The organism is Desulfamplus magnetovallimortis, from assembly GCF_900170035.1.
Lineage (GTDB): Bacteria > Desulfobacterota > Desulfobacteria > Desulfobacterales > Desulfobacteraceae > Desulfamplus > Desulfamplus magnetovallimortis.
On sequence record NZ_LT828556.1, the window covers coordinates 36,111 to 57,131 of the forward strand.

The 21,021-nt window shown below is 39.0% G+C and carries 12 protein-coding genes and 1 riboswitch; of the genes, 9 read left to right on the forward strand and 3 right to left on the reverse strand.

Annotation, left to right across the window (positions count from 1 at the left end):
- The first annotated feature begins 195 nt into the window (after positions 1-195).
- From MTBBW1_RS21665 to MTBBW1_RS21700, 8 genes are all read left to right on the forward strand, one after another.
- A complete protein-coding gene (locus tag MTBBW1_RS21665) occupies positions 196-3,057 on the forward strand; it encodes a FapA family protein (protein WP_139786856.1) in 2,862 nt (953 codons plus the stop codon).
- Between the two features lie 311 nt (positions 3,058-3,368).
- A riboswitch (cyclic di-GMP riboswitch) is annotated at positions 3,369-3,448 on the forward strand.
- Between the two features lie 280 nt (positions 3,449-3,728).
- Positions 3,729-4,073: a flagellar basal body rod C-terminal domain-containing protein gene (locus tag MTBBW1_RS21670; protein WP_080807090.1), complete on the forward strand. Its 345-nt coding sequence runs from the start codon at positions 3,729-3,731 to the stop codon at positions 4,071-4,073.
- Between the two features lie 799 nt (positions 4,074-4,872).
- A complete protein-coding gene (locus tag MTBBW1_RS21675) occupies positions 4,873-6,387 on the forward strand; it encodes a glycine betaine uptake BCCT transporter (protein ID WP_080807092.1) in 1,515 nt (504 codons plus the stop codon).
- A gap of 399 nt (positions 6,388-6,786) precedes the next feature.
- The gene (locus MTBBW1_RS21680; RefSeq protein ID WP_080807094.1) at positions 6,787-8,172 is read left to right on the forward strand and encodes a tetratricopeptide repeat protein; all 1,386 of its coding nucleotides are present in this window, start codon (positions 6,787-6,789) and stop codon (positions 8,170-8,172) included.
- A gap of 48 nt (positions 8,173-8,220) precedes the next feature.
- Positions 8,221-10,125, forward strand: a complete 1,905-nt coding sequence (locus tag MTBBW1_RS21685; protein ID WP_080807096.1) for a GYF domain-containing protein — start codon at positions 8,221-8,223, stop codon at positions 10,123-10,125.
- Positions 10,126-10,376: 251 nt separating this feature from the next.
- The gene (locus tag MTBBW1_RS21690; protein ID WP_080807098.1) at positions 10,377-13,331 is read left to right on the forward strand and encodes a GAP1-N2 domain-containing protein; all 2,955 of its coding nucleotides are present in this window, start codon (positions 10,377-10,379) and stop codon (positions 13,329-13,331) included.
- A 72-nt stretch (positions 13,332-13,403) separates the two neighbouring features.
- Positions 13,404-16,352 carry a hypothetical protein gene (locus tag MTBBW1_RS21695; RefSeq protein ID WP_080807100.1) on the forward strand — a complete coding sequence of 983 codons (2,949 nt, stop codon included), beginning with the start codon at positions 13,404-13,406 and terminating at the stop codon, positions 16,350-16,352.
- Positions 16,353-16,462: 110 nt separating this feature from the next.
- The gene (locus MTBBW1_RS21700) at positions 16,463-17,329 is read left to right on the forward strand and encodes a MotA/TolQ/ExbB proton channel family protein (protein WP_222424140.1); all 867 of its coding nucleotides are present in this window, start codon (positions 16,463-16,465) and stop codon (positions 17,327-17,329) included.
- A 146-nt stretch (positions 17,330-17,475) separates the two neighbouring features.
- On the opposite strand, the gene MTBBW1_RS21705 is transcribed toward MTBBW1_RS21700, so the two are convergent.
- From MTBBW1_RS21705 to MTBBW1_RS28655, 3 genes are read right to left on the reverse strand one after another with little or no spacing between them, the layout of a single operon-like run.
- The gene (locus MTBBW1_RS21705; RefSeq protein WP_080807102.1) at positions 17,476-18,597 is read right to left on the reverse strand and encodes a hypothetical protein; all 1,122 of its coding nucleotides are present in this window, start codon (positions 18,595-18,597) and stop codon (positions 17,476-17,478) included.
- A complete protein-coding gene (locus MTBBW1_RS21710; RefSeq protein WP_080807104.1) occupies positions 18,594-18,797 on the reverse strand; it encodes a hypothetical protein in 204 nt (67 codons plus the stop codon). The genes MTBBW1_RS21705 and MTBBW1_RS21710 overlap by 4 nt, the downstream gene beginning before the upstream one ends.
- Before the next feature lie 29 nt (positions 18,798-18,826).
- Positions 18,827-19,585: a coiled-coil domain-containing protein gene (locus MTBBW1_RS28655; RefSeq protein WP_186441627.1), complete on the reverse strand. Its 759-nt coding sequence runs from the start codon at positions 19,583-19,585 to the stop codon at positions 18,827-18,829.
- A 488-nt stretch (positions 19,586-20,073) separates the two neighbouring features.
- On the opposite strand from MTBBW1_RS28655, the gene MTBBW1_RS21720 reads away from it, so the two are divergent.
- Complete coding sequence (locus tag MTBBW1_RS21720) at positions 20,074-21,006, forward strand: RpnC/YadD family protein (RefSeq protein WP_080807108.1); 933 nt, start codon at positions 20,074-20,076, stop codon at positions 21,004-21,006.
- The last annotated feature ends 15 nt before the right edge of the window (positions 21,007-21,021 follow it).

The window sequence follows — 21,021 nt, forward strand, 5'->3', positions numbered from 1 at the left end:
ATTATCTTGATTTTTAATCGTGTTAATCCTTTAATCATGGTTCAGAATTTTTCGAAAAAGGAATATATTGACGACAGACTAATAATACATTAACAATAAACAATATCCTTCATTTGCCGGTTTATACTTTCAGGAACAACATTCCCGTTTTTGGGGAATATTACTACTCTTGAGAATCTTACAGAGAGGGAGAGCATGACTGAAAAAAATAAAACCATGATCCTCACAGTTTGCCCCAGTTGCCAGAAAAAATACAAGGTTCTCGCTGCCCTTATTGGTAAAAAACTCACCTGCAAGTCATGTTCAGATGTTTTTGAAATAAAATCAAGAAAAAGCTCTCCCCAGATTCCTGATATCTGCAGGGTTGCAATGTTTGAGAAAATGGTAACAAAGGAGCAGGTAGAATATGCAATGTGCTCCTTTCAACTGCTTGGCAAGGCTGGTTCATCAATTTCTTTTGATGATTTTTTTGTTATGTGTGGCCTTGTTTCCGATGAACAGATGGGAATCTTGAATGAGAGGATTGAATCACTGAAAGTTCGCCAGCTTGATAACCGTTTTTGTACCATTGCCATAAAAAATCGATTTATTACACAGGAAGAAGCGGATGATGCCCTTGAAAAACAGGCAAGACAGTTCAAGGATCACCAGACAATGGAACTTATCGGAGATATACTCGTCAATGACGGTGCAATGACCCAGGAACAGCAGGAGAGGGTACTTGCAAGTCAAAAACGCATGTCCGCTGTTTTTGTTTCACAGGACGAATCCCAAGACGAATCCCGAGATGAATCCCAAGACGAATCCCAGGATGAATCACCAGATTCAGCTCCGGCAGTAGATTGTGAAGGAAACACCAATTTTGACTCATCATGTTATCCTGAGCCATCATCTCCATCAAATCCACCATCTTCTCCTGAGCCATCATCTCCACCAAAGCCGCCATCTTCTCCTGAGTCATCATCTCCATCAAAGCCGCCATCTTCACCTGAGTCATCATCTCCATCCAAGCCGCCATCTTCACCTGAGTCATCATCTCCATCCAAGCCGCCATCTTCACCTGAGCCATCACCTCCATCCAAGCCGCCATCTTCACCTGAGCCATCACCTCCATCCAAGCCGCCATCTTCACCTGAGTCATCATCTCCATCCAAGCCACCATCTGCTCCAGTTCCACCATCTCCTTCTGAGCCACCATTTTCTTCAGCATCCAAAGAGAATAAGGATTGTGACAAATCAAGGTTTGACAACACCGGAGATAGCGGGAAAATATTGCCAGCATTCAGGATTCAGGTTGCAGGTGACGGGTTAAAAGCTCTACTCCAGATTAACAGGATTACAGATAAGATAGTTACGCTTGATATGGTAAGGTCTGAAATGAATGCTGCTAAAATTGCGTATGGAGTGGTTGATGATGGTGTTATTGAATTGTTTTTACGAAAAGTATCAAAAAAAATACTGTTAAATAAAAGAGCCGCATTAAATAGTGAGCATCCAAAGGATAATGGTGCTTCCAAAAATGACGATGCAGGGATAAAAAAAGAGGAAGATCCATTTTTTGAACTTGTAATAGCAAGGGGCCTTCCTGCTAAATCCGGAAAAGATGCTGTTGTAGATTATTTTTTTGATACAGATTATCTGAAAATTGGCGCAAAAAAGAAGGATGGCAGTATTGATTTCATGGACAGGGGGGAGATACCTTTTGTGTCAGCAGGAGATTTGCTTGCGGAAAAAACACCTGTTGAGTGGCCAACCCAGGGGGTGGATGTCCATGGATTGCCCATTGAAGCCCAGGCCGTTTCGGATATTCCTATAAGATGCGGTAAGGGCGCTGCATTTTCCGAGGATAAACTTAAGGTTGTGGCAAAGGCAGCAGGAGAACCAAGAGTTACCTACGATGGTATGATTTCGGTTCTGATGGAGCACAAAATTGCAGGTAATATCGGCTTGAAGACCGGTCATGTTGACTTTGAGGGCAATATAATCGTAAGTGATACAGTTAGAAGCGGTTTTCGTGTTAAGTGTGCTACATTGAAAGCTGCAACCATTGAGTCCGCTGATATTGAAACCACAGGAGATGTTCTTGTAACAGGAGGTATAACAGGGGCAACTATTCGTTCCCAGGGGCGTGTTGTAGCAAAATATATCATAAAATCAGATATCTCTGCATATGGTGATGTTGTTGCTGAAAAGGAGATTCTTGACTCTACCATCCAGACCAGTGGTTCTTGTATCACAAAAAACGGAAGCATGATATCTTCTGAAATTGCATCCAAACAGGGTATTGAATCAAGAGAAATTGGTACTGAAACATCTTCACCATGCATTTTGCGTGTTGGAGGAGATGATCATCTTGAGAAGGAACTGGCATCTATAAGGGATGAGACAGAGGCATGCAGGGAACGCATGGAAGAGAGTGTAAAAAATGCCAATCAGTTAAAAAAAGAGAATCGTGAGCTGGCCGAGAAAATTGTTGCCTTTGCCCATGTTCAGGACAGAGGACAGCTTGAAATATCTGAACTTAAACGAAAGCTTGATCTCTTGGCATTTTCAGGGCAGACAGCTAAGGGAAAAGAGAGTCTTGATAAACGTAACATATTAAATTCAATGGATGCTGTTTCTGAAAATATGAAATCTGCTGAGAATGTAGAAGCTGATAATGCCAAGCATGGAAGTGCAGAGTCCCAGATTGTTTATGAAATTCAAAAATTAAATGAAAAAATCCAAAAAGCCAGTCATGATCTGGAAATATTGTTTAAAAGAGAAGAAGCAATTCAGGAAGAGCTTGAAGCTGCCGATAGAAGTTATAATGATGCTAAAGAGAACATTGAGGTTTTGAAATACAAAAAAAAGATGATCTTAAAAACATTCAGAAAAAATAAAGGTGCTGCAATTATCAAAGCTCGAAAGGCAATATTGCCCGGAACCGTAATAACAGGGAATCATACCAGAAAGGTTGTGGAGAGCAGACTTGGAGGCGTTGTTCTTAAGGAGACAAGGCTCCCCCAAAAGGATGGAGAGCCTGAGGAGTGGGAGTTCTCTGTGCATAAAAAATGATATATTTTAGACAAGATTGGCAAGGGTTGAAAATATTACTGTGACTATAGTATTCCAGATAATTAAATTGGCAAGCACAATGTAGGGGCAACCCCATGTGGTTACCCTTCAAGGTTAAGATTAAGAAATATTTTTCTGGAAGCCTATACTTTGAGTATTTAGGTTGACATAATTATTTATTACCATTAAATTTACAAAAGGCGGCATCATTCATATCAAGCTAAACTATATCAAGCTAAACTGGACATGGCTGAGATGCAGTCATCTCCAAGGATGGAAATTTCTATCCCTTTCCACGGTAAATGAAACAGATGCCATAAAGGCAAACTCTTCGAAAGGAGAGGACGCAAAGCTTCCGGCCTGACCCATATATGTAAGTAGCGATACAAGTTAGAATGTTATATTTTTTTAAGTTTTAACTAATTGTTTCTTTGTATCTACTGTTCTTTCAAAGTTTGATTGTCGGATAGAAAATGCCTTGAACCTTTGAAAGGTCTTAAAAGTCACCCGACAGTTTAAACTTGAAGAAGAACTACTTACATATGAATATGAAAAGGTAGCGGGGTTGCTGATAAAAAATATTTGAGAGTGACTTTTTTCGTCTTGATTTATCAGCTTTTAAACATTAATTGGCTTTTTAATTGCCACAAGACAGCTAAAGGGAGGGTGTTATGGTATCTTCAATAAATAACAGTGCCCAGGCTATCCAGGCCTTTGGTACAGGTATGGCTGTCACTGCAAACAATGTTGCCAATGTGGAATCAGATGATTTTAAAAGCAGCAGGGCAGTGATGAATGAAGGCGATAATGGCAGTGTCAGGGTTACTTTGAGCCAGGACGCATCTCAGGGACCTCTTGTTACAGGTAGTGATGGCATGACAAAGGAGCTTTCCAACACCGATCTTGCCAAAGAATTTACCGGAATGATTAATTTTCAGTCCGGTTATGATGCAAATATCAAGGCTGTTCAGGCAGCGGATGACATGAAAGGCACAGTGATAAATATGATTGCCTGAGATTGTGGCGGTCATCAGCCATGTACGTTATTAAAAATCAATACCAAGGGGTATATTGGAGACTTTGCAGCTTGCTGCTTTTTCCTGACCTGTTTTTCTAACACACTGAAATCAAGATTATAAAAGGGTAATTTGATGGCTCTTTAACGAGCTGTTAAATTACCCCTTTTTTTTGGGTGAGGAGCTCATGCTTCATTGCCGGATTTACTCAAAGTCGTGATCCATGATCTTGTAAGCCTTGTCAACACTGTCTGAATAAGGATTCCCAAGATTAACAAAGATAAGTCAGGATTATCTATCCTGAACATCCTATCCATTATGGTTATCCTGATTCAGACAAATGCAATAACTTCTGAAAAAGCAATAAGATGTCGATTTTGAGGATTTAGCTCTTCTTCGTATTTTATATGAAAGTCTCGGTAACATCCTGTTTTTAAAACGACTTTCATCTCTTCGATTGTGGCGAGAATCGCCATGTTGGTTATATAAAACTTCCGGCATATTTCATATCCCTATAAAATACTTTACATGTTTTTTAGAGAATGGTGTCAGCTACAAGAGAGAATGGTGTCAGGGAAAACCACTTATGACACTTGAGTTCTTTTTAAATAAAAAATAAAAAATGACCACTTGGAATAATGAAAATAGAAAAAAACATTGGATAATTATTGATAATCATCAAAAATGCCTTGACAATTTGATGCCTTTGCATTAATAAGCGCACAGGGGTGTTACTGTTTAGAGAAACTTTCCTGCGCCAGGGAAACAACCGTTAATTCCAAATTTTCAGGAGTATCAAATGAAGGAAAATGCAAGTTCCATTGATAAGGGAGTAACCATTGCTTCCGTTCTCTGTTGTGCCGTTTTTATCGTGGCCACATTGATTTCACCAGATGCTGTCAAAGGGCTGTTTGACAAACTTTTTAAATTTTTTATCGACAACTTCGGGTGGTCATATCTGCTGGTTGTGGCATCTTTTGTGGTGTTCTGTTTTGGTATTGCATTCAGCAAATTTGGCTCTGTAAAGCTGGGAAAAGACGAGGATGAGCCTGAGTTCTCTCTTCCTGCATGGTTTTCAATGTTATTTGCTGCCGGTATGGGCATAGGTCTTGTGTTCTGGGGGGTTGCCGAGCCTGTTTACCACTTTGCAGGTCCTCCTTTTGCTGAAGCTAAAACAGCACAGGCAGGAGCTGATGCCATGAGAACAACCTTTTTCCACTGGGGTCTTCATCCGTGGGCATGTTATGCTGTTGTTGCCATGCTGCTTGCATACTCTCATTTTCGTAAGGGAAATCCATGTCAGTTGAGTTGGATACTTGAGCCCCTTATCGGGAAGGAAAGAGTGAAGGGACTAATGGGAAGATCCATTGATACACTGGCTATTGTTGTAACGCTTTTTGGAGTTGCAACATCCCTCGGGCTTGGTGCAATGCAGGTTTGTACAGGATTGAGCAAGCTTTTTGGCATACCTAATACAGTGACTGTTTCCATTTTAGTTATTGTTGTGGTGACGGTTCTGTATATTATTTCTGCGGTAAGTGGTGTTGACAAAGGGATAAAGCTTTTAAGTAATACCAACATGATTATGGCTTTTGGCCTTCTGGTTCTCATGCTGTTTAACGGCCCGACAGTTTATATATTGAAGTTCCTGATCGAATCCCTTGGAAATTATGCCCAGAACATTATCTGGCTAAGTTTTTTCATGGATACAACAGGCGGAGTTGCCAAGCATGCAGGTTATGAGTGGATAGGTGCCTGGACTGTATTTTACTGGGCATGGTGGCTGACATGGGCTCCTTTTGTTGGCGCATTTATCGCCAGAATTTCCAAAGGACGCACCATAAAAGAATTTGTCATGGGAGCACTTCTTGCACCAACACTTTTGTGTGCTATATGGTTCAGTATCATGGGAGGAACAGCTATCCATATGGAGCTTGCCGATCCGTCAGTGGGTATTGCCGATGCAACATTCAAAGATGTTACAACTGCTATTTTTGTGATGTTTGACCATTTTCCAATGGGTTTCTTTCTCTCTCTCATGTCAATGATAATTGTTTGTATCTTTTTTATCACATCTGCTGATTCTGCGACCTATGTTGTTGGTGTTATGAGTTCCGGCGGTGATCTCAATCCTAAAAACAGCCTTAAAATATTCTGGGGCCTTCTGTGCAGCACAATTGCAGCCATGCTTCTTCTCACCGGAGGTTTGAAAGCCATCCAGACAGTCTCTTTTGTGGTGTCATTTCCTTTCATGATTCTTATGGTGTTCATGATTGTTGCTTTTCTACGCTCTCTGGCTTCAGAAAGGGTGTAGTGCACTGTCAACACTTAATTTTAGGGTTATCTGCAACGTAGAGACAAGGCATGCCTTGTCTCTACAATTAACCGACCCCTAAAAGCAAGTAATGTATCTATTTCCACGGTAAATGGACATGGCTGTGATTTCGCCACCCCCGAACATTGAAACAATGTATCCATGTTCACGGTAAAAAAAACTATTGTGTATTAAACGTTCCCTCTTCTGTGCCTGAACATCAGGCGCCGGTCAGGGAACGTTTTTTTTTGCTTTTTTCTCTCCTGATGTTTTCAGGCTACTTTGAATCTCAATCTTTGCTTTACAAATCATCTTCTACTTGATAACGTTCCTTTCATTTATTAACACTTATTTGAGTAACTCAAGAGTCGTAACGATAAGACAGAGAGGTTATAACATATGGGGTTATTTGGCTTTTTATCCCGAAAAACACCTGAAAGCTTTGAAAAAAAAGGGGATTCTTTTTTTGACAAAGGGGCATTTGGTTATGCTAAAATTGAGTACGAAAAGGCAAGGGAGTATCATCTTGAAAAACCATCGGAAGATGTCTCATTTGGGGAACGTATTGCATTTAAAATTATTGATACATCTGAAAGACTTGCCATTACCCATAAGGAAAAAGCCCTTGAGTATATTGAACTTGGCTGTTTCAATGATGCCCGTGATTTGCTCTCCCTTGCCCTTGAGCTTGTTCATAATCCAGACCTGAAAGCAGAGATTCTCCACCTTGGTGAAGTTTTAAGTGAGTGTGAAAAAACAGGTTTATTGCCAGGAGATTCCGGTAGTTTGCAAGGGAATTCTGGTAATTTGCCAGGGGGTTCTGGTAGTTTGCCACGTGGGGACGGTAGTTTGTCTGGAGGTTCCGGTAATTTGCCAGGGGACTCCTTTAATCAAGCTGAGATCACCTCAAAGGAGTTTACTGAAGATAGTCAGGGCAATATGTATGATGGTTTAGAGGCAGAACCCAATGAACTTCAAGAGACCTTTTTTGCTTTGTGCAGCACCCTTGATGAGACAAGGCAGATAGCCTACGCAGATTATGGTCAGGATTTTGTTTCAGGATTTGTACTCCTCAATGAAGGAGAGTTTGAAGAGGCTTTGGATTACCTTTTAAGGGCGCTTGAGAAAAACAGCCATCGTAAAACCCATATTCCCCTTGAGATTGCAGTTTGTTATCTCAATATGGGAGAATATTCAAGAAGCAAGGTATATGGAGAAATTTATCTTGGTGATTTTCCAGGGTCGGAAAGCGGATGGCATCTAATGTGTGAATCTTTCTGGTCTGCAAGAGAGTATGAAGGAGCGCATGAGTTTCTTGATCGCCTTATGTCAGATGGTGATTATGAGGGAGCAGTTGCCCTTGCATTGATGAAAGGTGAGACTTTTTTTCTGGAAGGCAAATTTACGGATGCTGCTGAATTTTATCAGAAAATCATCGAAAATGAACCTGTTGGAGATGCTAAAGAACCACTTTTTCGTTCCCTTGCGCGAACCTTTCATGCTCTGGGGGAATATGAAAAGGCAAAAGATATTTATGCTGCTCTTATGAATTCATGCGGCAGTTGCGGCAGAATGCCCGATTTTGCGACAAGATTTGGATTTGCAGAGGCCTCTTTTGCCCTTGGGGTTCGCACAACCCAACTTCTGGAGATTTTCCTGAAACTTGCCCAGGAAGACCCGGATAAAAGGAGTCTTTATTACAGAAGAGCAGCCGATATCTATGACGCCCAGGGGCATGAAGATGAGTCCAGAAGATTTATGGAAATGGCTCAATCCCTTGAGTAATTCAAGCGTGGTAAGTTCTAACTACTGTTCTTTCAAGGTGTGATGAATATGAGTAAACGCAATAGAATGAAAAATGTCTGGAAAGTCGTGGTTCCAGAAGAGACCTCCACTGAACCATATATGATTAAAACATCTCCTGTTGTGCTTGGATGTTCAAGTCAATGTGATATTGTGATCAATAATCCATCTGTTGCTGAATCCCATGTGCAGTTTGTTTTGATAAATGATGGAAAGTTTCTTGAGATCTACAATCTTGCAGGAGAAGGGAGCGGCGGCGTAAGCCGAACCTTTCTCAACGGTGAGCCTGTTGATCGAAGCAGGCTCAAGGCTGACAAGGACAAGTTTTTTACCCTCAAGGCAGGAGAGGTTCATCTGAGGATTATGTATGGTGCCTCTGGAAGCGCATCTTCATCAGCTAAAAAGATGGCTCCAAGGGGCCGTGAAATTTTCTGGTTTTATAACCATGATGGAGTGCAGTATGGTCCTGTGAACAGAGAAGCACTTGGAAAAGCAGTTTGTGATGGGACTCTTCTGCCCATTGATGATGTGTGGCATTCAGGGATAGAGAAGCGCATCAAGGCATTTGAAGTTCCTGATCTTTTTGATCCCAAAATGGATGCAGATGATGAAACCACCCGCCTCTGTCCATACTGCTGGCATAAATATCCAATTGATGAATTGCTCTATATTGCCCGTCATCCTGATTTAACAGGTGATCCTGTTCTTGGCAGTGAAGAGCAGAGCCGTTTTCTACCAAGGGATTTCATGCCGGTAAGAAGAGTTGTTGATATGCGGGGCGAAATCTGTACAGATGTGGCATGTCCGCGTTGCCATCTCAGAATACCTGTACCTTTTCTTGATACAGTCCCACTTTTTCTCTCAATTATAGGAACTCCTGGATCAGGTAAATCATATTATCTTGCAAGTTCTACATGGATGTTGCGAAAGATGTTGCCCCGATATTTTGGGTTGACTTTTGAAGATGTCGATAATGTAACTAATCAGTGGTTGAATGCTTATGAGGAGGCACTTTTTTTTCCTGTTGACGATGTGGATTACCATGCAATTGAAAAGACCCAGATTGAGGCATCCGAGCTTTCAAGGCAGGTTAAGATAAATGATATTACAATGCTGCTTCCACAGCCTGCGATATTTACTCTTTTATCAAGAAACAGCAGAGTGACATCTGGAAGTAACAGCAAAGTAATGTCTGGGAATAGCAGCAAAGTGATGTCTGGAAACAGCAGTACAGTAACATCTGGAAACACTTCAATACCGTGGAACAATTCCGGAGGGGAAAAAAGTGAGCCTGATGAACCTTTTTCCCGCAGGACACTTGCTGTGTATGACAATGCAGGGGAGCATTTCCAGACTGGTCAGGACGTTATTCAGAGACCGGGAACACTTCATATGCTCCATGCACATGGATTTCTTTTTCTTTTTGATCCAACATCAGATCCAAGGTTTACAGGACGGATCAATGAAAATGTAAGGGATAAGATTGTCAGAACAAACTTCCAGCAGCAGAAGATTCTTATTGAAACAATTGACAGAATCAGAAAATATACTGGACTAACTGTAATGGAGCGTTTTGAAAAGCCCATTGTCGTAGGTCTTTCAAAGGTGGATCTTCTTTCAGACTATTTTTCTTCAAAGGGAGTTAAACTTAAAGGTACCCCGTTGAAGTGGCTGAAAAAAGGCGAGTCCGCAGCTCTTGACATTGAAAAGGTAAGGGCATTCTCACTTCATATACGCGCTCTTTTCCAGGATTTAGCTCCTGAATATGTCAATACTGTTGAATCCTTTGCCCAGGAAGTCATATATCTTCCAGTAAGCGCCATTGGACATCAGCCGGATAACAGAGGCGTTGCAATAAAAAATGTCAATCCTATTTGGGTTGAGGTACCATTTCTTTACATACTTTCTCAGCTTGGGCATATTCAGGCTGCTTAGTAATTGGGTTTAATTAACTTAACCAAGCTCCCCATCGTAAGTCTGTAAGAGGTGGCTGGAGGTGAGATGAATGGGCAAGTTATTAAAAATCAATTCCTTAGTGCTTCTTCAAGTTTAAACTGTCGGGTGACTTTTAAGTCTTTTCAAAGGTTCAAGGCATTTTCTACCCGACAATCAAACCTTGAAAGAACATTAGATTATTATTCTCAAAATCGTTGGACTTGAACTGTATTTAATGATGAGGAGATTCCGTGATCTATGAACTTATATATACATCGTATCCCAGGGGACTTAAAGCAGGTACTTCAGGTTTTTCACCTGTTGCCTATACAGAGGGAATGCCCCGAAAGTATATAGCCCTATGCGAATCCCTTAGTGGTTATAACTATTTTTATCCTGTTGACCACGGGCTTTATGCTCTTAATCCTGTTGCCTACAGTCACTATCGCTTCAATATTGAAGGCAGGGATATTTCGGTTTTATCAAGGATATCTCCGGCAGGCAGGGATTACAGTGGCCGTGAAAACAAGATAGCACATCACTTTGTTCTGGAGCAGGACGATATTGCAAAAATTCCGGCAGGCCCTGCATCGGTAATGATTTCCGGCACTCTTTTCAGACATGAATGGGATGACGAGCCATCTCTTCTTGCAGGATATATGGATTTGAAATCCAAAATGATAACAGGAATAGAGAGCCTGCGGCCTGCCTGGAAGAGCTGGCGCTTCTTTTTTGGCAATAGTGTCGGAGATGAGATGCTGAACCGATTTGCATCTTCTGCTTTTAATGTAGCTAATATGCAGACTCCCTCATTTATAAGGTTTAATGTTGGCAATGCCCCAATGATTCGTTTTGCAGATGGCAGGGTAGAGCATTCATCTCTTCCCCTTATTGCCGAATCCATGGAGATTTTGGGAGCTGAAAAGAGATGGGAAGTAACTTTCAATACATATTTTAATACAAAACCCATGGATTCTGGCTGCATATGGAGATGCTGTGTAAAAGAGTCCAAGGGATGCAGATCATTGGCAAAATATCCATCTGCTTCTCTTTTTGACATACCGGAAAAACAGAATGTCAAAGATTTATGGGAGAATACAGACCCTTTCTGGAAAAGGCATGATGCCTTGCAGACAGATGCTTACGGGAAGGAAAAAGATGCTGGTATCAAAAATGAGTCAGGTGTTAATCGTGGGGCATCAGTAAGTGGGATTGATACTCCTTACAGTTCCGACTCTTTTGGGAGACCTGAAAGTTCGGCTTCCTTTGATAGACCTGAAAATGCAGGGGCTTTTGAGAAATCTGACGGAGTAAATATTCTTGATTCTAATGCTGCTTCTGCTTCTGATTATAATATATCGTCTTCATCTTCATCTTTTAATGACCCTGAAGGAATTTCATCTTCAAATGTGCTATCTTCAAAACAGGACTTTCAATCCGGCAATGGCACCGAAAAAGAGATCAAAAGGGGATTTGGTGCAGGCATTCCCTCAATTTTGATGGCTTTTATTGCAGGGGTTTTGTTTGTTGTTTTTGTTTTATATCTATCCGGTGCATTGAATATAGGCTTGGGTGATAAAAATCAAGAGCAGCCTGTAGCTTCTGATGTCAAATCATTACCGGAAAACCCTGAATCTGCAAATCTGGTAGAACAAACTGATAAGTCAGAAAAAAACGGGAATAACTCTTCCGTTGATTCCGATAATAATTCTTCAGTTTATTCCGGAGAATCTTCTGCCCAAAATACAAACCAGGTTCATTCGGGTAATATGGCTGAAGAAAATTCTGAAAATTCTAAAAAAAATGTCAATATTTCTGAAGAAAAACATGAAGAAAGCAAAGCTGTACCGGCTTCCCTGAATACCTACCTTCATTTTTATCCTTCAAAAGAATCTTTTTCAACAATTAATACAGAACCTTCACTTAAGAAAATTGAATGCCGAATGATGGCATCTGACGGGAAAACATTTTCAGCCTATTTTGAAGAACCTTTTATAAGTGATTCAAAGAAATGGAAAATAAAACATTATGACACCAATGAGCCTCTTGGTGATGTTTCCAAAAAATCGGCTGAAAAGATATATGTTGATGCACCAAAAGATTTTTCTGCCATTTACCTGAAAACCCCAGATGGAAAATCGTCAGATCTTATGTGGATATCACCTGTTGCAGTTTCAAATATGCAAATAGCTGACATGGTTGTTGAAAATGGGTGGGAGATTAAATCTGAAAAAGGTTTTATGGAGCTTCTTCCTGTTTTTCTCTATTATTTAGCACAAAATAATTTAGAACAGCAACTTACAGCTACACTTGCATTGAGTATAAAGGATGACAGCAAAAAAAACATTGAGCTTCCAATGAGTTGCTCTGTGAATAAGCAGCTTAACGCAGATGGCCTTCCCTTTATTATTGATCTCGGGCTTTTTCATGAGCTTGAATCTGTCAGAAATGAAATAAAGGATGCCATATATCGGGAGATTGCTTATATAGAGAAGTTTGTCAGAGATGCTGAGCCGTTTCTGAAAAAGGCAAATTCCGACAACAGCAGAAAAGACCCTGCCATTGAAAAGAAAGATGTTGCAGGTGTTGATTCCGTTCAGAATCAATCTGCTGATACTTCTGATAAATCTGGTAATATGGCTGGAGAGCAAGAGGTGGGCGGCAATGTAGATGGTGGCAATGAAAAAGAGTTTGAGTTGCTAATAAACATTACAAAGTCCCTTAACAATAAAATGGACTCCTTAAAAAAGAAGATATCATCATTGCCATTACTTGCTGTTATTAAGGATTTTTCTGAAATAGTTGAGTTATCGAAAAAGATGCCTGAAGAAAATGCTGAGTATGACAAAGGGGTTAATAGGATGCTGGCTTTTTTCTCAAAGCCTTATGAACAGCAGAAGTTTTCAGATTTTTTAACTCTGCTTAAAAATATTGATTCTTTTATCTCAACAGGAACACCGGCACCATCATCTTTTGATCCCGAGACTCTTATACCGTTTCAGAATGTGAATATTGGATATATTCATGAAGAGGTTTTCGGTAGTGATTCTCATAAAGATATATCTGAGGGAGAACCATCAGGGAATCAATCAGATGACAGAGACAAGGATATAGAAAACGGCACTTCAGATAGAAGCAGTAAAAAAACGGTCAAGCCTATATTGCATTGGGAAAATAAATATCCTCTTTCTGTGCAGCATTTTTGATAACCATGATCAGGCCAGAAATTATATTCCAGTTAAACATCAGAGTATGGAGGTCAAAAAGATAGCATCTCTATGAAAATGACAGATATATTCCAGACTGTTCAAAAGATACTTGATGGCGGAGGCCACATTGAAACACATGATCCTGTAGTGATGGCAAATATCTATTCAGGGCAGTGCCTTACCCTGAATGATCGCCTGCGGGACTCTATAGAGCTTATTGAAAGAGGAATGATGGCCGAAGCTGTAGAGATTGCACAGCAGGAGCCGCCTTTGATATCTTTGTGCGAGGAGATGGCAAGACTGGAATCATCAGGGTGGCCTGATCTTTGCCGTGAAAGGGGCTGGCAGATACCTGTTCCTTTAAATCGGGATGCCATGGAGAGGGTAAAAAAATGTCTTGTAACAGAACGTGCAATTGCCCCCCTTATTCAATCCCTTAGAAGAGCCAATAATCTTGGTAATGCAGGTCAGTGTGCCGCTATACTTAGAGAAATTGTAAGGATTGATTCTGAAAACGTACGCTGGAAAGATCAGCTCTCCTCTTTTGAAAACCATCGCCTTCAGCAGCTTCCAAAGGAACTTGAGCGTTTAAAAAAAGAGAAAAACCTCAATGATATGGCAAAGCTGATTGTTGAGCTTAAGCAGCCATGGAGTATTCCTGTTGATGAAAGATTTATTGCCGAAGCTGAATCTTTTATGGTCCATGCACTTGAGGAGGAGCAGTACAACAGGGCAGTGGCCACCATAAAACAGATTGCATCTGCCCATGAGGCCGAAGATATTGATGCCCTTGGAGAAGCTGTGACAGCATTTCAGCATCTTGAAAAAAGCCGATATTTCAGGCCGGATGATTCTTTCAAGAATATTTATGAAAGGGCAATGACATGGTACAGGCAGAAGGTCGGAGAGTTCAATGACAGGAAGGCATTTGAAGAGACTCTATTGCAGATAAACCGTCAGCTCAGCACTGACAATGCTGAGGGACTTAACGAACTTTGGAGATCTCTTAATGACCTTGCAAGACGCACAGGACAATCCCTGCCTGAGGAACTTCAGAAAAATATTCAAAGAGTCATAGGTGAGGCTGACAGGGCAAGGCGTAGGGAGCAGTTGAGGAGGCGAAACAGAAATTTACTTTTAATGGCTTTTGCATTGATCTGTGTTGTTTCAGTTGTGGCGTTTTATTATATTAGAACAATTAAGGCAGATATTGCTTCTGAACTTGATCACGCCTTTAATTCAAAGGATCTTGCAGGCTTTACATCTGTAATTGACAAAATGGAGAACTCCTGGGGTTTAATTTTCAATGAAAGTTATATCCAAAAGGAGAGGGATAGAGCAGATGAACTTGAAAGTATTCTTGAACAGAAAAAAATGGATACAGTTGCGCTTATAGAGCAGCTTGAAAGGATTCAGTCACTTGGATTTCTGGAATCTTCTGAAACCATTGAAGAGTTGCTTCAGAAAGTTCATGATAATGAAAGTTTCATTGGGCTTGCTGAAAAAAGTCGCCTTGCAGTTATTGAGCATCGCTGGAACGAGAAAAAGGGTTTGATAAAAGCTTCTGAGGAGAAGCAGCTTGCAGACCTGTTGCAGCAGATTGAAGATGCTCTGCTTGATCCCTTTGGAGGGCTTGAAGATGAAGATGATGCTGATGATGCCATAGCCGGCCGATTGCAGAATATTGAAAAGCTTTTTGCAGATGCAAATGACCTTGATTTGAATTTAATGTCTTTATCCATGAAAGATCGCCTTTCAGATGCAGCCAGTCGTTTTAACAGCCTGAAATCAAATCTGGAAGGAAGAAAATCCCAGATTGCTGCAATTAACAGTGCCAAAAGCCTTAATGATTATTTAAGAGCTTTAAAAACTTTTTCAACGGCATTTCCAAACGATCCTCTTACCCCGATTATTGAAAAGATAAATCAAAATTCCAAACTCTATGTTGATTTTATTACAGATCCTGTTATTTATGACCCTGACAATCTTTTCTGGGCAGCGCTTTCTGAAGAGGCAAATACACTTAAAAACAATCTCAGGCTCCATAAGGACAAGGTTGTGGAAGACCTGAAAAAAATGGAGCTTACCCCCCGTTTTGTGGATCTTTGGGAGTGCAGTGTTGAAAGACCAAACAGGAAGCCGGAAACGTGGTATTTTAAAGGAGAGCCTGCAAAGGAGTATATTGACAGTATTTTATCCTATGAAGGCGTTGCATATGTGTTGTCAAGTGATGATACAGAGCCTGATTTCAAGTCAAACCATGTGATTCCGGCCCATGTCCGTAAACTTGAGAAGATGTACCACTGTACTGTTATTCAGAATATGATTGACCAGATTATCTATGAGCCTGGAATAGAGAGCATACTTGGAGAAATGCAGAAATTATACGAAGAGGATATATCCTCGTTGTTAAAAATTTATATTATGGATTTTATGTTAAAAGAGTTTATGCTTTTGACAGGAGGTGAAAATGCCCGTGCTTTCCAGGGGATGGCAGATGATATAAAGGATTTTATAGATAATTCAAAGGTTAACTGGCTCTGTTCCGCAAACAGGAAACACAAGATTGAGAGCAAGAAGGCAGAGAGTATTCTCAAGAGATATTTTAAGGGAGAGGAGATAGTGACAACATCTCTTGCCCGTTTGAATATCCATAAGATTGCCATGAAGCGCTTGCCAAGATGGGTTGGATACGTTGATCTGGAGTTTCCGGACAAACTGAATATTAATAACGGAATGTCACCAAATGAGCTGTGGGTCGCAAGAATGGGCAACGAGAATACTCCAGTTGTCTTTTTAACAATGGAAAGACAATCAAAAGAGAGTGTCAATTTTACAGAACACGGAGCATACCTGCCAGGAGAGCCTCTTTTTGAACCATATGACAGCAACAGAACAAGGGATGTTCTTGCTTCAAGAGTTGAGAACATTGATATCAGAAAAGCTGACTTGTCTAAAAGTGATTTCTGGCCATCTGCCTGGCCTGTAAATGTTAGGAGTGTAAGTACTTCAAAGTGATTCATCTGTTTTTTTGCATGTTTCATTTATTGGTTTATACTTTTTTGAACTATGTAAAATTCCCTGTTTCTGATGGGTTTTGTATCTTGTATAGGGGTGTTAATATAAAAATGCAAAATAATGGATTTGTAAAGGTTTTACAGTGGGAAAAAAGTGACATTGAAGAAAAATTTGGTGTCAGTGGCGGAAAATATACAGATGTTAATATAGGAGTTACACTGTTTCTTGGTATAGCTTTTACAGCTTTTTTTTATGGTCTTATTTTTGCTTTGAACGAATTTATTGATATTCAGGCATTTCCGGTTTTTGACATGTTTTTTAACAGGGGATTTACACCATATGCAATTGCATTTTTTTCATGCTGGTCTCTCTCCATTCTTTTTATCAAGTGGCGAAAGCTAAAGTTGCAGAAAGAAGCACTGACCCTTATGGTTGTCCCCCAGACAGCAGCATTTGAGCTTACCCAGGAGACAGCCAGAGATATTTTGTCCCGTATGTACGGCCTTGTGGATGACCCTGGACACTTTGTACTGCTCAATCGCATTGAAAGGGCACTTGCCAATCTTCGTAATATTGGCATGATTTCAGATGTCTCTGAGGTTCTTCGTGCCCAGGCCCAAAATGATGAAGATCACATGGAGTCAAGTTACGGTATTGTAAGAGGATTCTTATGGGCAATCCCTGTACTTGGTTTCATCGGTACAGTATTAGGGCTTTCCCGGGCCATAGGAAGCTTTGGCACTGTTCTTATTCAGAGTGATGGGCTTGATAATCTCAAAGCCTCTCTTCAGGAGATCACTTCAGGGCTGTCTGTTGCATTTGACACAACTCTTCTTGCACTTGTGTTTGCTCTTTCCATTCAGTTGATAATGGTTGGCCTTAAAAAAAAGGAGGAGAGTTTTCTTGATGAGTGCAATGATTATTGTCACGCAAATATTATTAGTAAACTTAGGCTTTCCCAAGATATATTACCTTGAAGTTCACTAAAATCAGAAATAAGAATCTAATAAACGTACATGGCGGTTACCCGCCACAAAGAACATTGAAATGTAGGAGCGGATGCCATATCCGCACCAAATATGGCAGAAAATTGATTCTGCCACTACAGTTTCAAATAAAGATATTAATCTGGAAAACTATACCATGCAGAAAAAACTCCAGCGCTTATACCTCTCTCTGTGCTTTCCTGCCCACGACATGAAACAGGAATTGTAAGCATTTTATCACTTTCGAGATCGCAATTTTTGCCTTTTGTCAATAAAGTTGCACATCTGCCGTATTTATACCCAATATAGTAACAATCAAATAATGGAGCTTCTCGTTGGGATTTGGGTTCGTTATGTTTATAAAGCGGTGGTTGGGTATTGATCAATTTGTTAGCATCAATTGTATGGTAAGCTTTTGTTATATTTCTTACTGTTTTTGATTCTTCTGAAGTGGTTACTAATTGACCTACCAGGTTTTTATTTCGGTTCCCGAATCTCTCATCACTTTGATCCATTGAAACTTCTGTATAAATATTCACATAATTATCAATATCAGTGACGTTGAAAAATTTCAGATTGTCAATATCCTTTTTTTTACCTTCAAGTCTATAATTTATTATTTGTGATTTAAACTGATTCTCCCATTTTTTTTGATCTAATGTGATGCTTCTCGTCTTTTCCCATTCTGAAACAGTAACCTTTTTTGCAAAATAGTCTATAGCGTATTTTTGGTTATCTTCTGCATTAACAAACATTCTATTAATAGTGATATTGACCAGCGTAGATTTTGGTAGATCTGTATTGATTGAAATGCTAATAGTTGAATTATTATTGTCTAACTCAGCATGTATTTCAAATTTGTCACATCTAACTCTTCCAAATTTTATATCTTCTTCAAGTATTTCTTTTCTAATATTATCAATTTCATATTCTTTGATTGATAATTCTGTCAAAAAAACGTTTGTTTCTTTTCTTAATTCAATATTTTCTTTAGTAATTTTGTCATGTTCACTATTTTTAAAATACACTTCTTGCTTCAATTTAATTAATTCATTTTTTAAGTCAAAATGAATTTTTTTTAATAGTGATATTTTATTTTTAAGTTTCAGTTTTTCTATTTCACGTGTTTTAAAGTCATTCCATTCTAATCTTTCAGGACTGCTTAGATCTGATAGTATATTATGTATATTTTCATCTGCAAAAGGCTCACAAAGAAATAAAAAAGTGATTACACTTATTAAAAATATTATTTTTGTCATTTCAATGAACCTCTTCTGCATTCTTGAAGTCTTTTTTCTTCAACCAATAAGGCATCTTGTTTCTTTTTTAAAGAAGTCATTTTTTCTGATAATTCGGTTTTTAATAACATTTCTTTTTTAAGTATTTCGGATATTTCTTTGTCTTTAGTCTCTATGACTTTTTTCTCTTCTTCTAATTTATTTATCTCATCCAACAACATATCAATTTCATTTGAAACTTCTTGCTCAGCTATTTCTCGAAAATATTTTTCAAGTTTTGTTTTTTTATTCTTTTTTTCTCAAGTTCTGCTTGTCTTATTTTTTCTTTCCTTTCTTTTTCTTTTCTGAGCCTTTCTTTTTCTTTTTGGGCTTCAATATCTTCTTGCTCAAGCCGTTTTGCCAACTCCTCGATACTCACATTATTTTTTTTCATATCATATGAAATTGACAAAGCATTCAGGTAATCATCATTAATTTCCTGTAAATTCTTATCTACTGTATAAAAATCAAGATTTTTTTTTGAATAAATTGTGATGCCGTTATTATTATCTTTAATAATTGCGTTTAATGCTCGCTTTATGCTGTAAATAGATAAAATTGGTTCCAATAACCTTTCAGCTTCTTTTATTTTTTTTTGTATAACAATGTAGGTTTTGAGCTGTTGTATTGTTTTATTTTGCCCTGATTTTGTTGGCTCTAATTCTTTAATTAATTTTGAAATAGTAAAACCGTATCTATCCATATCATAAGCAATTGAATATTTATTAATAAACTTCATAGGCATTTCATGTAACCCACGATCAGCAAAAGCAAATTTTCCATCATAAACTATAGTATAGTTCATGGTGTATTTGCCTATGATGCTTTCTAATACTACAGCTTTTCCGTATTTTTCAATTAAATACGGAAGGTACATCAGGAATTCTTTATCTAAACGCACGGCTCCATATAAAAAGAAAGGGACGATGAATGATAAAAGTAGAGTAACTAAAATAGCTTTTTTGAACATAGTAGAATTCCAATAATGTGAAACTTTTCAATTATTATGCAATGTGCATCATGAGTATTATAGAAAAAGGATTGTGCCTTTATGGTAAAATTACATTCAAAGGTATTTATTACTTTCTAAAGTGCATTGTCAAGAAATATCCCCAAAAGGGGATTTTTCATTTGCCAGTTTACACTCTCGGAGCTAATATATCAATTTATTGGGCTTCACCCTGCATCATTAATGAATTCAAGATGTAAAAAAGGCATCCTTCATATGACCCCAAAAGTGCTTTACTCTTTTTGATGAGATATTACCGCTAATGAGAGTTGTCTCTCAGTAAAGTGTAAACCTGGAAATGAATCATGCCTAAACGATCATGGCTGGAAGTCAGCCACCCTCGAATATTAGGAAATTTGTCTCTATTTCCATGGAAAAAAATATAAATATATTGATTAATCGGAATTGATCATTAATCATGCCAAAACATTCATCAAAAGGATTACTCAATGCCTGACTATCCTGATTATGATTCACCCTGGAAAGATATTATTGAACGATTTTTTTCACAATTTACTCAATTCTTTTTCCCGTCGATTTATGGTGGAATTGACTGGAATCAGGAATATACTTTTCTGGACAAGGAGTTTCAGGAGCTTGTCAGAGATTCTGAACTGGGAAGACGTCTTGCTGATAAACTGGTAAGGGTTCATACACTTAACGGTAATCAGATGATGGTACTCATTCATGTAGAGGTACAGGGAAACTACGAGTTGGACTTTGCTGAAAGGATGTATGTCTATAATTATAGAATTTACGATAAGTACCGTTATCCCGTGGTCAGTGTTGCACTTCTGGCAGACGATAGTCATACCTGGAGGCCTTCCTGTTTTACCTCAGAATGCTGGGGGTTCAGGCTTGACATGGTTTTTCCCATGATTAAACTTTTAGATTATGATGATATGGTCATGCTTGAAAAAAATCCTAATCCTTTTGCTGTTGTGGTAATGGCCTACCTAAAGACCCGCCAGACACGTCATGATAGTCATGAACGACACCAATGGAAATGGTATATAACTCTTGAGTTATATAAACGGGGCTATGAAAAACAGTATGTGATTCATCTGTTCCTTTTTATAGACTGGATTATGATTCTTCCTGATGAACTTAAAAAGAGTTTTTCGGAGAAATTACTTTCATATGAGGAGGGTAGAAAAATGAGATATGTCAGTAGCGTTGAAGAGTATTGTATGGAAAAGGGAATGTTGAAAGATGCACGTGAAATGGTTGCAGAAGTCCTTTCTACAAAATTTTCAGCAGTACCAGATCACATCATGCAAAGAATTTCCGCAATTGAAGATCGTCACTATTTAAAACAGTTGCTTAAAAAAGCAGTTCTAAGTCCGTCAATTGAGCAATTTGAATTGGAATTTCAAGGATAACCACAGTAACCTGTC